A 15146-nucleotide genomic window follows, 5' to 3' on the forward strand; every position below is an offset into this window, starting at 1 on the left:
CCCATCGGGCCTCGGGCCCTCAAGATCCACGCCTCGCCGCAACTCCCAAACGGAAAACGGCTCCGGGCGAGAAAAGCCGAACCCGGCATAGGTTGGCGGATCACCGCATGCCACCGGAGACCCGCGCAGGCCCGTTTTGCGACACGCTGTTCTAGCCCATTGGCGATGCCGAGCAAACCACCTCGCCGGCTGCAACGTTTCACCTGGCGATTCGGTTCGTGCCCGACGTTGGGCCCGCGCGGCTGCGCCCGACGCAGCGCCGGCGCAGACCGGACCATCCGGGATGTCCGCAGACGCCGCAGCAACGGGTTGCTAGTGGATTGACGCATTCGGAGGATTCCCGAGTGCGGAGATTTGGTTCATGCTCTGGGCATGAGAGCAGGCATTGTTGTTGACGTCACGCCCGAGGACCGCACGCGCCTTGATTGGATCGTCGGGGATCACAACAGTTCGCAGAAGCACGCGGCTCGCGCCCGGGTCATCATCGCCACCGCCGACGGCTGCGGCACGATGGAGATCGTGCGCCAATCCGGACTGTCGAAGCCGGTCGTCTGGCGCTGGCAGGAGCGCTTCATGCGCGAGGGCGTCGATGGTCTGCTGCGCGACAAGACACGCCCGCCGGGCAAGCCTGCGTTGGCTCAAGAGCTCGTCAAACGCATCGTCGATTTGACGCTCGGCGAACCGCCGGGCGAGACCACCCATTGGACGGGCCGGGCCATGGCCGAGGCCGCCGGCGTCAGCCTGCGTTCGGTCCAGCGGGTATGGACGGCGCATGGCCTGACGCCGCATCGCGTGCGGACGTTCAAGCTGTCTAAGGACAAGCACTTCGTCGAAAAGTTCACCGACGTCGTCGGCCTTTACATCGACCCGCCAGCGCATGCGATCGTGCTTTCGCTCGACGAGAAGTCGCAAATCCAGGCCCTCGACCGCACCCAGCCGGGATTGCCGATGAAGAAAGGGCGCGCCGGCACCATGACCCATGATTACAAGCGCCACGGCACGACAACCCTGTTTGCGGCGCTCGACATTCTCGAAGGCAAGGTGATCGGGCGCTGCATGCAGCGCCACCGGCATCAGGAGTTCATTCGCTTCTTGAACGCGATCGAAGCGAACATCCCGGCCGGCAAGATCGTCCATGTCATCCTCGACAATTATGCGACCCACAAGCATCCCAAGGTCATGCGATGGCTCCTCCGGCATCCGCGGTTCACGTTCCACTTCACGCCGACATCGTGTTCGTGGATCAATGCCGTCGAAGGGTTCTTTGCCACGCTCACCAAGCGTCGGCTGAAGCGCGGCGTTTTCAACTCGATCACCGACCTGCAGGCCGCCATCAACCGGTTCCTCGACGACCACAACGAAAAACCGAAGCCATTCGTCTGGAAAGCCAATCCCGACCGCGTCCTCGCCGCTATCAAGCGCGGGAAGCAAGCGTTAGAGTCAATCCACTAGAGTATCGGCGTTCCGATTGCACCGCGCGGGCGCTCCAAGCTCGGGCACTCCAAGCCGGGGAGTCATCGCAATCACTGCTGCAACACCGCTATCTGCTTTTGCGGAGATTGCTCCAATACCCCTATTGCGGCGACAGCGCGGCGGGACCGAAGGGCGTTATGACGGTTGAACTGCTGTGGATTCCGGTCACGCTGGTGGCCTCCGTCGCCCAGACCGCCCGCAACGCCCTGCAGAAGAACCTCACCGCGACGCTCGGCACGGTCGGCGCCACCCATGTCCGGTTCCTCTATGGCCTGCCGTTCGCCGTGGTGTTCCTCGCCGCAATCGCCGGGGCGACCGGGCAGGTGCCGCCGCTGCCCGGCCCGGCGGCACTGGCGTTGACGGCGTGCGGCGCGCTTGCCCAGATCGGCGGCACCGCCCTGATGCTGGCGGCGATGCGGGCGCGCTCGTTCGCAGTCACCATCGCCATGCTGAAAACCGAGCCGGTGCTGGTGGCGGTGGCCGGGTTCGCCGTGCTCGGTGAACGGCCGAGCCTTGGCGCCGCCGTCGGCATCGCGGTGGCGACGCTCGGCGTCGTTCTGGTGTCGCTGGCGCGCCCGGCGGGAGAAAAGACCCAGGCCGACCTGCGCTCGATCGGGTTTGGCCTCCTCGCCGGTGGGCTGTTTGCGGTGTCGGCGGTGGGGTTCCGCGGCGCCATCCTGGCGCTGCCGCCGGTGCCGCCGCTGTTGGCGGCATCGACCATCCTGGTGACGACGCTGTTCATCCAGACCGTGGTGCTGAGCCTATGGCTCGCGGCCACCGACCGTGCCGCCCTGGTCGCAACGCTGAAGGCGTGGCGGCCCTCGGTCACCGCCGGCTTCTCCGGCGCGTTCGCCTCGCAATTGTGGTTCCTCGGCTTCGCGCTGACCACCGCGGCCAACGTTCGCACCCTCGCTTTGGTCGAGGTGGTGATGGCGCAGGTGGTGTCCGGCCGGCTGAAGGAGGCGGTGGCGCCGCGCGAACTGGCGGGAATGGCGCTGATTCTGATCGGCGTCGCCGCGCTGCTGCTGCACTGAATTTGCAGGTTCCGGCGGATCGCTCCTGCGATCCCTGGCGTGCGGCTACGCCGCGATCAGGTCTCGACCACCGCACGGGTGTCGATCGCTTCGCCCGGCACCATGAACTGGGCCTTGGCCAGCGCGGCGAAGCGGCCGCCGAGCCGCACCAGCTCATCGAACGTGCCGGCCTCAATGATGCGCCCGCCCTCGAACACCAAGATGCGGTCGGCATTGCGAACGGTGGCGAGGCGGTGGGCGATGACGAAGGTGGTGCGGCCCTTCATCACCTCGTCGAGCGCGCGCTGCACCCTGACTTCGGTGGCGGCGTCGAGCGCGGAGGTCGCTTCGTCGAGGATCAGAATCGGCGGGTCCTTCAGCAGGGCGCGAGCAATCGACAGGCGCTGACGCTCGCCGCCGGACAGCGCCCGGCCGCGCTCCCCCGCGATCGCGTCGAGCCCGCCGGTCAGGCGGTCGATGAATTCGGCGGCCTGGGCGCCCTCGCAGGCGGCGCGAATCTCAGCCTCGGTGGCGTCCGGCTTGCCGACCAGAAGATTCTCGCGAATCGTACGGTTGAACAGCAGCGACTCCTGGAACACCACGCCGATCGAGTGCCGCAGCGAGGTCAGGGTGACGTCGCGGATGTCAATGCCGTCGACGGTGACGCGGCCGGACTGCGGGTCGTAGGCGCGGTGGAGCAGCGCGAGCGCGGTCGACTTGCCGGCGCCGGTCGCGCCGACCAAGGCCACCGTCTCGCCGGGCTCGGCGGTGAAGGTGACGTCCGCCAGCGCGGCGCGCTTGCCGTCGTACGAGAACGACACGTTGTGGAACGCCACCGCGCCGCGCGGCGCGGTGAGCGGCTCGGCTCCGGGGCGATCGCGCACCGCCGGCACGGTGTCCAGCACCTCGAAGAACTGCCGCAGCCGCGGCGCGTCGAGCGTGAGCTGGTTGACGAAGCTCACCGACTGCTCGAGCCTGGCGATCAACATCACCGCGAAATTGACGAACGTCACGATCTCGCCGATCGAGGTCTCGCCCTTGAGGTGCAGCCACACCCCGAGCAGGAAGATGGCGAGCACGGTGAGGGTGGTCGAGGCTCTGGTCGCCACCGACACCACCGCCCACCACGACAGCACCGGGATTTGCACCCGCAGCACGTTGGAGGCGACGTCTCTCAGGCCGCGGACCTCGGCCTCGACGCGGGCGAACGACTGCACCAGCGCGATGTTGCCGAGGGTGTCGGAGGCGCGCTCGGCGAGGTCGGACTGATACTCCTCGACCACCGACTGCATGCCGTCGGTCTTGCGCATCACGAAGGCGGCCAGCGCTGAGAACAGCACCGCGAGCCCGATCAGCAGCAGCGCGAGCCGCCAGTTCATCCACAGCGCCACCGGCATCATCACCGCCACCGCCGCGACCGCCGCGAAGATGTCGCGGAAAAAGGCGAGCCAGATGCTCCAGAGCGTGTCGGCGCCCTCCAGCATCACCTTCATCAGCCGGCCGGAGTGGGTGGTGCCGTGATAGGCCAGCGGCAGTTGCGCCACATGCTCGAAATAGAGCGTCATCACGCCGAGCCGGCGGCGATGGGCCATGCGGTCGGCATGCAGCGACACCAGGACGCCGGCGCCGACGGTGAACAGCGCGAAGCCGGCCCATGCCAGCAGCCAGGGCACAAGTTCGTTGAACGAGGCGGTCCGCCCCGCGCCCTGGGCGCTGATCAAGGTGTCGATGATGCGGCCGTACAGCACCGGCTCGGCGAACTGGGCGCAGGCCAGCGCCAGATTGGCGAGGGTGAGCAGGGCGCCCAGCCTGAGCTCGGGGCCGAGTGCGCCGATGGTGCGGCCGATCAGGTGGGGGAGGGTCATGGCCCGGCCGGAAAATGCGAGCGGCGATGGGAGCGGCAAAGTGGGCGCGAGTCGGGCGCGGGACGTCGGTTGTGGGGATTTTCGCCTGTCCCGCGGCCCAACGCGAAAACCCAGCTGAGATCGGCCTTGGTGGCGGCGCCAGATACAATGCGCAAGCCTGACGGCGATTCTACGGCGTCCTCGCCTGCCATCGGCGTCAACGAGCCGAGCGCGGGTGCATCAGTCGCGCCAAAGTCGCCAGCACCTCCGAAATCACGATCGGCTTGGCGAGCACCGCGTCGGCGCCGGCGGTGAGCGCCCGCTCCGCGAGGTCGTTGTCGCCGGCGTAGCCGGACAGCAACACGATCGGCGTCGTCCAGTTTGGCCCCGGCCTGCCGCGCAGGCGCACGATCAGCTCGCATCCGTCGAGGTCGGGCATGTCGTAATCGGTGATGATGAGGTCGAAACGGGTGTTCGCTGCCGCAGTCAGGGCGAGCGCGCCGTTCTCGACCGCCGCGCAGCAATGGCCGGCTGCTGTCAGGATGCGCTCCAGAATCTCCCGCACGAACGGGGCGTCCTCGACCAGCAAAACCCACCTGCAGGCGTCGCCGGCGGTGCCCACCTCTTGTCGTTCAACCGTCATTGCAGAGCCCCCATCACACCAGCATGGCGCCGAGCCGGTCAAAATCGGGTTAAGCCGGCCCAAATGAGGCAGATTCGGGCACGGGCGATCAAAGCAGGTGGACCGGGACCTGTCGACTGGGGCACGGCAACGTCCTCGAACGCACTCTCGGCCACCGCCGCATCAATCGAGCCCGATCAGGCGACGGACGTCGGCGGGCGTCGCGCCCCCGGCCCGCAGCGCCTGCAGGCTGGCCGCGCCGGTCGATTTCGACAGCTTGTGGCCGGCGGCGTCGACGATCAGCCGGTGGTGGCGGTAGCGTGGCGCCGGCAAGCCGAGCAGCTCCTGCAGCAGACGGTGGACGGCGGTGGCGGCGTAGAGGTCGCGCCCGCGCACGACATGGCTGACGCCCTGGAGAGCGTCGTCGACCACCACGGCCATGTGGTAGCTGGTCGGGCTGTCCTTGCGCGCCAGCACCACGTCCCCCCAAGCGGACGGGTCGGCCGGGATATCGCCGTAGTCTTCCTCCAGCCAGGCGAGCGGGCGGCCGATCCGCGCCAGCGCCGCCCGGGTGTCGAGCCGCAGCACGTGGGGGGTGCCCGCATCGAGCTTGCGCGCCCGTTCGGCGGCATCGAGGCGTCCGGCCGAGCCGGGATAGAGCGGCGCGCCGTCGGGGTCGCGCGGCCAGGGCTGGCCGGATGCCTCGCGCGCCGCGACCAGTGCGCGAATCTCTGCCCGGCTCTCGAAGGCGGGATAAACCAGCCCCATGGACTGGAGTCGGCCGAGCGCGGCGCGATAGTCGGCGAAATGCTCCGACTGTCGCCGCACCGGCTCCTCCCAGCCGAGCCCGAGCCAGGCGAGATCCTGGTAGATCATCGCTTCGAACTCCGGCCGGCAGCGCGCCGAATCGATGTCCTCGATACGGAGCAGCAACCGCCCGCCACTGGCGCGCGCGGCGGTGTGATTCAGCAGCGCCGACAATGCGTGGCCGAGGTGGAGCGGGCCGTTCGGACTGGGGGCGAACCGGAAGACGGGGCGCATGAAGGCCGGCTATCATGGCGCAGCAAACCGCGACAGTGCCGCGCGTGAGGTCAAGCATCGCGATGGATCTTTTATCCACTCCAGGTCCCGACCGGCTCGATACCGAGGCCGATCTCGCCCACCACCTCGCCGAGTTGGTGGCGGGTGATTCGCGGCTCGCCGCGCTGCTCGGCGCGGTCGGCACCGTGCCGCTGCGCCGTCACCCGCCGGGCTTTTCCTCGCTGGTCGGCATCATGGTCGGCCAGCAGCTCTCCACCGCCAGCGCTGCCGCCATCCTCGGCCGGCTGCGGGACAAGCTCGATCCGCTGACGCCAGCGCGGGCGCTCGGCGCCGACGCTGCCCTTCTCAGGGCCTGCGGCCTGTCCGCCGCCAAGATGCGCACGCTGGCGGCCATGGCCGAGGCGGTCGAATCGGGCCGGGTGCCGCTCGACGCGTTGGCGGAGCTGCCTGCCGACGAGGCCCGCGCCATCCTGTGTACGGTGCCTGGCATCGGGCCGTGGACCGCCGACCTCTATCTATTGTTCGCGCTGGGAAATCCCGACGCGTTCCCGTCCGGCGACCTCGCCTTGCAGGAAGCGGCGCGGCTTGGGTTCGGCCTGCCAACGCGGCCGAGCGCGCGGGCGCTGGCCGAGATCGCCGAGGCTTGGCGGCCACGCCGCGGGGTGGCCGCCAAGCTGCTATGGGCTTATTATCGCTTTGACAAACGTCGTGAGGGCGTGCCGGCCTGAGCGGGGCGTAGCGTCGCCCTGCACGAAAATCGTGCATTTTCTTCGAGGGCCTTCACATTAATGACGCCAAGTCGGTAGATTAGGGGCAGCATGGTAGTGCATCGCAGCGCTTGCCGCTGCGGGTGAGGGAGTGAGGAAGCCGTCGTGAACGCGGCCGTATCGCCCGGTAACTGGCCCGTCCTTGTGCTCAACGCGGACTTTCGTCCGCTGAGCTATTACCCCCTGTCGCTGTGGTCCTGGCAAGATGCGGTTCGTGCCGTATTCCTCGACCGGGTCAGCGTGGTCGAGGAATACGACCGGTACATACGAAGTCCCAGCTTCGAAATTCGCCTTCCCAGCGTCGTTTCCTTAAAGACATTTGTCCGTGCCACGCGCCAGCCGGCCTTTACCCGGTTCAACGTCTTTCTGCGCGACCGATTCTCCTGCCAATATTGCGGCACGCGCGAAGATCTGACCTTCGACCATCTCATTCCGCGCTCGCGCGGCGGCCAGACCACGTGGGGCAACGTGGTGGCGGCCTGCTCGCCCTGCAATCTGCGCAAGGGTGGCCAGATGCCCGGCGACGTCGGGATGTGGCCGACACAGATGCCGTTCGCGCCCACCGTCCACGACCTCCATCGCAATGGTCGGCTGTTTCCGCCCAACTATTTGCACGGGAGCTGGCTGGATTACCTCTACTGGGACACCGAACTCGATCCGTGACCGAATCGGTGGGCGTATGCTCCAGCGATCTCCCGGCCGGTCAGGCTGGCCGCGCCAGCGCGCCGCGCAGCGCCACCATCGCGAGCGCCAGCGACAGCAGCGCGTTCCAGCCCGCAAGCGACAGGCCGAACAGCACCAGCGCCGGCTCGTCGCAGCGCACGACGTGCGCCGACTGCATTTGGGCCATCAGGTCGGTGACCGAGCCAAACGGTGCCAAGGCTGGGCCGGAGCAGTCGCTCGGCCCCGGCCACCAGCGCCACTCGACGCCGGCGTGGTAGCCGGCGATGCCGGCGGTGGCCAGCATGGCCAGTGCCACCAAGGCGAGGCCGAGGCGAAGCCAGCCCAGCGGCAGTCCCCGCCACGCGCCGAGCCCGACCGCGGCCGCCACCGGCAGGCCGACATAATAGGGCACGCGCTGGAGCAGGCAGAGGTGGCACGGCGGCAGCCCGCCGATGAGTTCCATCCCCCAGGCGGCGGCAAGTGCGCTGGCGCCGACGACAACCACCGTCGCCGCCGCCACCGTCGCCCGTGCGTGGCTCCGATCACCGGCGGCTGGGGTTTGGGATGCTGCGGAGGACATTCGGCGCGATTACTCCAGCCGGTCGACGCTGTCCACGTCCTCTTCGTCACGGTGCGTTGACCGGACGCTGCGGCTGATTATAGTCCGCGCCGGGCCCCTGTGGCGGAACTGGTAGACGCGCGCGACTCAAAATCGCGTTCCGCAAGGAGTGCTGGTTCGATCCCGGCCAGGGGCACCACTCCATTTATTTCGGGCGCACCTCGTCCGCGGCTGAATGTTCGGCCGCGACGGCATCGGCGCGTCTCGGGCGCTCCGCCAGGAAGGCTTCGGCCTTGGCGATCAGCGCTGCCGCCGGCACTGCAAGACAGGGATAGTCGAGCGCCTTCGGACAGGTCATCGAGCCGCAGTACTGGCATTCGATCACCGGGTCGGCGACGACGTCGGCGCCGAGGTGGGGCGGTGGCTGGGAGCCCGGTACCAGCAGCGTCGGGCAGCCGACCGTGCGCGCCAGCCACTGCGTGGAGGTCGGCACGGTGATCAGCAGGTCGGTGGCTCTGAGCCGGGCCAGGGTGGCGGCGATCGGCGCGCTGCCGTCGAACTGGCTCCAGACATGGAATCCGGCCTGCGTCAGTGCCGCCGTCAAGGCGGCCTGGCCGCGATAGTGCAGCCGACGGCCCGAAGCCGAGATCGAGACGACCGGCCGCCCCGCTGCGGCGGCGATCAGATCCGGATCGGCCGCGACCGCCAAGCTCATGTCGAGCGGTCCGGCCAGCCCGCAGCAGTGGCTGAGGTAGAAGTCGGGGTAGCGCGGCCAGTCCGGGAAGCGGTCCCACCACGGCAGCTTCCAGTCACTGATGTTGGGGAACGTGCTGGCGATGAACAGATCGCTGTGCCTGAAATAGGCAGCCGGCAGCCGGCCGGTGGCGAGGCCGTCCACCAGTGCCGGGATCGCCAAGTTCAGGTGGTTGCCCTCGATCGCAACACCGCACTCGCGGGCGAACTGGGCGATCAGGCAGGGAAAGAACCAAGTGTCGAAATTGATCACCCGGTCGTAGCTGCGGGCGATGATGGTGCAGGCCAGCGCCGAGGCGCTATGCAGCGCCGGCTCAATCGGGTCCGGCCATTGCTCCGGGGCGACGTGGAGGATGTCCGCCACCTCCGGCATCAGGGCCATCAACTCGGAGCCGGCCGCGAACGTCATGACATCGATGCGCGCCTCGGGGTGGCGCCGGCGGATCAGGCGGACGGCCGGCACCAGGATCGCCGCCACGTCGCCAAGGCCCATCATGCGAATGAGTAGAATCCGCACGTCATCCGCTCCGGTGTGTGCTCGTTCCGGCGCGAACGCGGCCGCCGGGGCGGGTCTGGCTCCGGGCCGACGGGGCCGTCCGGCGAAACCGCCGAGATGGCCGCGCAATAGAATGGTGCTGTGAGCGCCGGTCGTCCATCAGCTCAGATAGTCGGACAACCGGAGCGCGGCGACCTTGGCGATCGCCGAGTAGGACGCTTGCAACTGTGCGGTATAGGTCGAGATGCTGACCTGTACCGCCGCGATGTCCACTTCGCCGATGCTGCTTGCCGCCGAGTCGGCATAGTCGATGTAGTCGAGCTGGTCCTGCTGGACGCGCTCCAGTGTCTGGGCGTGGAGTGACAGCATGGTCTGCACGGTGGTCATCGCGTCGATGGCTTCAAGAACCGCGGTGTTGGCCTCGGCGGCGGCCGCATCGTCGCTGGAAATGTCGACCGTCGCGACCAGATTGAGCACGTGCAGGGCTTTGCTGAACGCGGTGTCGCTGGCGAGGTAGCCGTAGGTAAGCACCTCGTCGTTGGACAGCCTCACGGAGGCTTTCTGGCTGCCGCCCTGGTAGTAGGCGGTGTCGGTGCTGATCGGCACCGACTCGGTGGCCGGCAGGCTGGCCTCATCGACCGGCAGCGAATTGACCGCATCGCCGGCGAACAGGTAGCGCCCTTCGTATTGGCGGTTCATCGCCAAGATGGTCTCGCCCAGCAGGTTCCGCGCAACGTCCTGAATGGCCGCGGCGGAGGTCGAGTCCAGCGTGCCGGTCGCCTGCGAGATCTTCGAGCGCAACTCGGTCAACACGGTCACGATCGAGCCGCAGACGTCGTACATCTCCTCCACCCGGCCGAGGCTGAGCGAGGCGGCGGTGGCGTAGGACTGCGCCCGAGACTTGGAGACTTCCAGATTGAGCAGGCGGCTGGCCGAGGTACCAAGTCCACCGTAATCGGTGGAGACCTTGCCGGTCGCCTCCTGCAACTGCAACTCGCTGAGCCGAGCCTGCGTGCGCAGGGTCTCGGTCAGGATGCGGGATGAGGTGTGGAATGTTGCCACCCGGATCGCCATGGACCGCCCTTTCTTACGACCGCGCCGCCTCCAGCAGCGCGTCGAACATCGCGCTGAGGGTCGACAGTATCTGGGAAGCGGCGGCGTAGAGATCCTCGAGTTCGCTCAGCCGCGCCGTTTCCTCGTCGATGTTGACGCCGGACTGCGAGGCCAGCGAGTCGGCGAGGTTGGTTTGAACATTTTCTGCCGCAGAGTAGGCGGTTTCCGCGTTGGCGGCGACCGCGGCAACGTCGGCGATCACGTCCGCGGCGTAGCTCGCGAACGAGGTGGAGGAAGCGCCCATCCGTCCCGCTGCGGCGAAGTCCTGTGACGTCGTCAGCGTCGCGTAGAGCGCATTGGCGACGGTGGCGTCGCCGCTGGTGAGCACCGTCGCTCCCGTGGTCAGCGACGTCGCGGACGACAGCGTCGAGCTCGACAGCAGGCCGGGCGTTGCCTTCAGGTCGCTGCGGACGCCGATGGTGATTGCGCTGGTGCCGACCAGCAGGTCGTTGAGGCCGAAATAGTCCGACAGCCCCTGGCCATCGGCGCCGACGCTGCTGGTCATCTCGTTGACGGCGACGCCGGTTCCGGTGGCGTCGGCGGTCACGACCACGTGGCCGTCGGCGTCGATGCTCGCCGACAGGCCGTTGATGGCATCAATGGCGGCGACGGCGTCGCCGACCGTTGTAAAGCTGCTGAGGTCGATGTCGGAATAATCGACCAGCGTACCGTCGTCATTGACGACGGCAAAGCGGACGATGCCGGTCGCCGAAAACGAGTCGGTCGCGTCAACTGTCTCCGTACCGGTGAGCGTGTCTGGCGCCGGCAGCGAGGTTCCGGTGTTGTGGACCGCGTTGATCGCGTCGATGAAGGTGCTGGCGAAGACGTCGAGCTCGTCCTGCACCGCCGGCAGCGCGGTGTCGCGCTGCTCGATCAGCGCGCTGATCTCGCCGCTGCGGAACGATGCGGTAATGTCGACGCCGTCGACAGTGATGGGGTTGAAGGTCGTCGATGCGGTGACGCTGCCGGCCGCCACGTAGGAGATCTCGTGCACCGTGCTGGTGAGAAGCGCCTGGCCGGTCGAGGAATAGATGTTCATCGCCCCGGACGAGTTGATGAAGTAGGTCACGTTCATCTTCTCGGCGACGGACTGCAGCGCGGTGTAGCGCTTGTCCTCAAGGTCGGCGGTGGAATCTCCGCGCGCTGCCGCAGCGCAGATCTCGGTGTTGAGATCGTTGATCTCTTTGAGCGAGGCGTTGACCTCGGTGATGGCGCTGCTGATCTGCCCGTCGGCCTCCGCCCGCAGATCCTGGATGCCGCGGGAGACTTCACGCAGTTGCGTCGCGACCCAGTTGAAGGTGTCGACCGCCGCAGATTGCAGGCTTTCGCCTTCCGGCGTCGCAGTCAGATTGTTGAGCGCGGTCTCCAGCGAGGCGAGCGTGTTGGCGAGCGAGGTGCCGTTGTCGCTGTCGTCGCCGCCGATGGTCTGGCCGAACATGCTCTGCAGGCGGTCGGAATAGGTTGCGGTGACCTCCGCGGCGCTCGCGTCGGACAGCGATTCCACCACCGCCTGGACCAGAAACTTGTTGATCTTGCTGGTGATGCCGGTGATCGCCGTGCCCGAGCCCGCCCCGCCGGTGACCGTCGAAACCTGGGTTGCCAGCTTTCGGGTGTAGCCGTCGACGTCGGCATTGGCGATGTTCGAAGATGCCAGCGCCGTCTGGACCGACGTTGCCATCAGCGAGCTGGTCGCGATGCTTCGAATCGCCGCGAAGGACATGACAATCTACTCCGATCAGATGCTCAGATGCTCAACGGCGGTCGCAGGGAAGGGATCGCCGTGGCGCCGCACTGCGGCCGGCCGTCCGCGCCGTAGGGGGAATTGCCCGCCCGCTCATCGCGCACCGCCCGCAGCACCGCATCGAGGCGCCGGCGGCTGGCGTCGATTGCCCCGCGCAGCCGGTTGATGTTCTCGTCCACTGCGGCATGGAGCGTGTGCGAACGGGAGATCATTTCATCGCGCAGCTCGTCATTGGCCGCGGTGAGGTCGATGCGTTGATTGCGCACCGCCGCGACCCACTGCTCGAACGCCTCGCCCAGCTCGTTCTTGCGGGCGGTGGTGTCGATCAGCGATGCGGGAAAGCCCCGGCTCAGCGTCTTGTTCTCGGACACCAGGACTTCGACCAACTGGTCGATCAGGGTGATCGCGTCGGTGACGGCCGCATCGACGTCCGAGGCGGTCATCCTGGGCATCATTTGCGTTGAAACGGTCATAGCACTCTCGCGGTTCGGGTCAGGGGCGCTTGCGGCCGTTGACCAGCGTCTGGGCGATGCGGTTGTAGGCAGACACTGCGGTCATCTGGCGAACCACGGTGTCGGTTTTCAGTCCGAGCGCGTCACGCCGCTCGGCCATGGCGCGGCGAACTTCCTCGACGTCCGAGATCAGCGCCAGCAGCCGAACCCGATGGGCGGGCCCATCGGGCGCCTGGGCGATGCGGTCGGCTTCGAGCATCAGCCGCTTTGCCTCGCGCAGCAGCGGCTCCTCATCGAGCAGATCGGGCGCTTGGCGGCGGCGGGCCATGAGATTACCTCAGCGCCGAAATCAGGGTGTCGTACATGCTGCTCACGGTGCTGATCACCTGCGCCGAGGACGAGTAGGCCTGCTGGGCGGTGATCATCACGCTGAATTCCTCGGACGTGTCGGTCTTGCTGGACTCGAGCGTCGAGCCGTAGACCGTTCCGGCGCCGCCCTCGCCGGACACATGCAGGGTGCTGGTGCCCGAGGAACTGGATTCCCGGTAAAGGCCGCCGCTTTCGGCCGTAAGGCCGTTCGCGTTGGTGAAGGTCGCAACCGCTATCTGATAGATCGGAATGCTCGCGCCGTTGCTGTAGGAGGCGTTGACCATGCCGTCCTCGACGGTGATGCCGGTCAGCGAGCCGTAGGACAGGCCGTTCTGGTTGATGGTCTTCAGGTCGATCGTTGCGCCTTCGACCGACTGCTGCGACAGGCCGCTGAGATTGAACGCGATGTCCGAAGTGCTGGTGCCGTTGCCCCAATCGATGTTCAGGGACTGGGTGGCGTCGGTCGACACGATCGCGCCGTTGGCGTCGAATTCGATCGTGAACGTTGCCGGCGAGATGGTCGCACCGGTCGCGGTCGGGGTCGCGGTCCAGGTGTTGTCCGCTGCGTCCTTGGTCCAGGACAGGGTGACGTTGTGGGCATTGCCCTGCGAGTCGTAGACTTCGACGTCCATCGAGCCGACCACGCCGGCGGCGGCATTGGACGGAAGGTTGGCGCTGATGGTGGCGGTGGTGGTTGCCTGGGCGCAGCTCGGCTTGATGTTGGTATAGATCGCCTGGAGGGTACCGGAGGTCGCGCTGCCGATCACATTGCCGCTGGTGTCGGTCGGCCAGCCGAGCAGCTGGTAGCCATTGTTGACGAGGTAGCCGTCCTCGTCGGTCGAGAACTCGCCGTTGCGGGTGTAGTAACGGTTGGTGCTGTTCTCCGGCGACACCACGAAGAAGCCGTTGCCCTGGATCGCAAGGTCGGTATCGCTCGAGGTGCTGGCAAGCTGGCCTTGCGCGCTGATGTTGGAGCGCGTGTTCGAGAGCACGCCGCCCGACGAATAGGACGACGACGAGCTGCCGGTCACGAGGCTCTCGAAGCTGGCGACGGTGGTCTTGTAGCCGTAGGTGCTGGAGTTGGCGAGGTTATCGGAGACGGTCGCGATCGCCGTGCTCTGGGCCTTGAGCGCGGAAACCGACGAGTTGAGGGCGCCGGACAGACTCATTGGGTACTCCTCAAGACTTGATGGCGATGACGTTCGCGAATGCGACTTCCGCATCGCCGATTTGCAGCATCACGGTTCCGCTCGAGCTGTCGACGCCAGTGACGACTCCGACAACGGTGGATGACGTCGTGACGGCGTTGCCATCGGCGTCGGTGGCGGTGATGGACATGGTGTAGGTGCCCTCGGTCAGCTTGGTGCCGGAGGAGGTCGTGCCGTCCCAGACGAACGAATGTTCGCCGGCAGCGGTCTCGCCGGTGGTGGTGTAGACCGTCTTGCCGCTTTCGTCGGTGATCTTGATCGTGACCTTGCTGGCGTCGGACGCGAGCGTGTAGTTCCAGCTCGCCGAGCCATCGGCGAGTGCGTTGGTCGAGCCCGCCGCTTCCACCGTGTGGCCGACATAGCCGACGGCATTCGCCGCAAGCAGGCTGGCAAGCGCGGTGGTGATGTTGCCGAGCTGGTCGTTGACCTCCGACTGCTCGCTGAGGCTGGCGTAGGACACCAGCTGGCTCATGTATTCGGTGGGGTCGCTGGGATCGAGCGGGTTCTGGTTCTGGAGCTGCACGCACATCAGCGTGAGGAAGTCCGATGTGTCCAGATCGAGGCTGCTCGAGCTCGAGCTCGTGCTCGAGGAGTAGGTTGTCGATGTGGCCGATGAGACGGTTGTCATGGCAATACTCGACCAATATCTCGGACGGTCCCGGCGGCGGGAGCGTTGTTGTCTTCGTCGTGAATGGCGATCTGCAATTTGAACGGCGCTGCCCGATTTTCCGGGCAGGTTTTCTGCAGTGATCGCGAAATCACTTGGGGCCGACCCCGGTGGCGCGCGGGTCACGATCCACCGCGCGCCGCGGCCAAGCGACCGCATCGCGCCGATCGCCAATGTCGGCGAGGCGAAGCGGCGAACGACAAGCGTGAAAGGGGTTTTCGTGCAGGCGACCCGTGACGCGCGGCGTCGGACCATCCCGCCGATCTGATTGCGGCAGGCGGTCGATCTGAGCCGTTGAGTTATCGCGTTCCCTCTCGCAAACCCGGTATGCACGTTTGCGCAAGAATGCTCGCGTGCCGCCGCCC

At 67.1% G+C, this 15146-nt stretch carries 15 protein-coding genes and 1 tRNA gene; 5 read left to right on the plus strand and 11 right to left on the minus strand.

Translation table 11 applies throughout. The features are described from left to right. Positions 1–372: 372 nt before the first annotated feature. Together BVIR_RS01260 and BVIR_RS01265 are read left to right on the plus strand one after the other, a co-directional pair. The gene (locus tag BVIR_RS01260) at positions 373–1452 is read left to right on the plus strand and encodes an IS630 family transposase (RefSeq protein ID WP_055036096.1); all 1080 of its coding nucleotides are present in this window, start codon (positions 373–375) and stop codon (positions 1450–1452) included. A gap of 158 nt (positions 1453–1610) precedes the next feature. Further along, positions 1611–2507, plus strand: a complete 897-nt coding sequence (locus BVIR_RS01265; RefSeq protein WP_145911911.1) for a DMT family transporter — start codon at positions 1611–1613, stop codon at positions 2505–2507. A 56-nt stretch (positions 2508–2563) separates the two neighbouring features. On the opposite strand, the gene BVIR_RS01270 is transcribed toward BVIR_RS01265, so the two are convergent. The 3 genes from BVIR_RS01270 to gluQRS form a co-directional block, all read right to left on the minus strand. Continuing rightward, positions 2564–4351, minus strand: a complete 1788-nt coding sequence (locus tag BVIR_RS01270; protein ID WP_055036097.1) for a glucan ABC transporter ATP-binding protein/ permease — start codon at positions 4349–4351, stop codon at positions 2564–2566. Between the two features lie 196 nt (positions 4352–4547). Then, positions 4548–4973, minus strand: a complete 426-nt coding sequence (locus BVIR_RS01275; RefSeq protein WP_082416543.1) for a response regulator — start codon at positions 4971–4973, stop codon at positions 4548–4550. A 162-nt stretch (positions 4974–5135) separates the two neighbouring features. Then, entirely contained in the window at positions 5136–5993 is an 858-nt protein-coding gene (gene gluQRS, locus BVIR_RS01280; protein ID WP_055036099.1) for a tRNA glutamyl-Q(34) synthetase GluQRS, read from the minus strand. A gap of 62 nt (positions 5994–6055) precedes the next feature. On the opposite strand from gluQRS, the gene BVIR_RS01285 reads away from it, so the two are divergent. Beyond that, positions 6056–6721 carry a DNA-3-methyladenine glycosylase family protein gene (locus BVIR_RS01285; RefSeq protein ID WP_055036100.1) on the plus strand — a complete coding sequence of 222 codons (666 nt, stop codon included), beginning with the start codon at positions 6056–6058 and terminating at the stop codon, positions 6719–6721. Between the two features lie 144 nt (positions 6722–6865). Next, positions 6866–7423, plus strand: a complete 558-nt coding sequence (locus BVIR_RS01290; protein ID WP_055036101.1) for an HNH endonuclease — start codon at positions 6866–6868, stop codon at positions 7421–7423. A gap of 40 nt (positions 7424–7463) precedes the next feature. Here the strand turns inward: BVIR_RS01290 and BVIR_RS01295 are convergent, their stop codons facing one another. Next, complete coding sequence (locus tag BVIR_RS01295) at positions 7464–7928, minus strand: disulfide bond formation protein B (protein ID WP_236823649.1); 465 nt, start codon at positions 7926–7928, stop codon at positions 7464–7466. Positions 7929–8096: 168 nt separating this feature from the next. On the opposite strand from BVIR_RS01295, the gene BVIR_RS01300 reads away from it, so the two are divergent. Beyond that, positions 8097–8181 (plus strand) — tRNA-Leu (locus tag BVIR_RS01300). A 6-nt stretch (positions 8182–8187) separates the two neighbouring features. Here BVIR_RS01300 and BVIR_RS01305 read toward each other — a convergent pair. The 7 genes from BVIR_RS01305 to BVIR_RS01335 all read right to left on the minus strand — a co-directional run bounded on the left by BVIR_RS01305 (position 8188) and on the right by BVIR_RS01335 (position 15036). Further along, a complete protein-coding gene (locus BVIR_RS01305; RefSeq protein ID WP_145911910.1) occupies positions 8188–9252 on the minus strand; it encodes a hypothetical protein in 1065 nt (354 codons plus the stop codon). 138 nt (positions 9253–9390) lie between these two features. Continuing rightward, complete coding sequence (locus BVIR_RS01310; protein WP_055036104.1) at positions 9391–10305, minus strand: flagellin; 915 nt, start codon at positions 10303–10305, stop codon at positions 9391–9393. A 13-nt stretch (positions 10306–10318) separates the two neighbouring features. Beyond that, entirely contained in the window at positions 10319–12064 is a 1746-nt protein-coding gene (flgK, locus tag BVIR_RS01315) for a flagellar hook-associated protein FlgK (protein ID WP_055036105.1), read from the minus strand. Positions 12065–12087: 23 nt separating this feature from the next. Continuing rightward, complete coding sequence (locus BVIR_RS01320; RefSeq protein WP_055036106.1) at positions 12088–12528, minus strand: flagellar protein FlgN; 441 nt, start codon at positions 12526–12528, stop codon at positions 12088–12090. A 49-nt stretch (positions 12529–12577) separates the two neighbouring features. Further along, positions 12578–12865, minus strand: coding sequence for a hypothetical protein (locus BVIR_RS01325; RefSeq protein WP_055036107.1), 288 nt, complete (start codon positions 12863–12865; stop codon positions 12578–12580). 4 nt (positions 12866–12869) lie between these two features. Then, positions 12870–14075 carry a flagellar hook protein FlgE gene (gene flgE, locus BVIR_RS01330; RefSeq protein WP_055036108.1) on the minus strand — a complete coding sequence of 402 codons (1206 nt, stop codon included), beginning with the start codon at positions 14073–14075 and terminating at the stop codon, positions 12870–12872. A 10-nt stretch (positions 14076–14085) separates the two neighbouring features. Beyond that, the gene (locus BVIR_RS01335) at positions 14086–15036 is read right to left on the minus strand and encodes a flagellar hook assembly protein FlgD (RefSeq protein ID WP_335338137.1); all 951 of its coding nucleotides are present in this window, start codon (positions 15034–15036) and stop codon (positions 14086–14088) included. Positions 15037–15146: the final 110 nt, after the last annotated feature.

The organism is Blastochloris viridis, from assembly GCF_001402875.1.
In the GTDB taxonomy this organism is placed as follows: domain Bacteria; phylum Pseudomonadota; class Alphaproteobacteria; order Rhizobiales; family Xanthobacteraceae; genus Blastochloris; species Blastochloris viridis.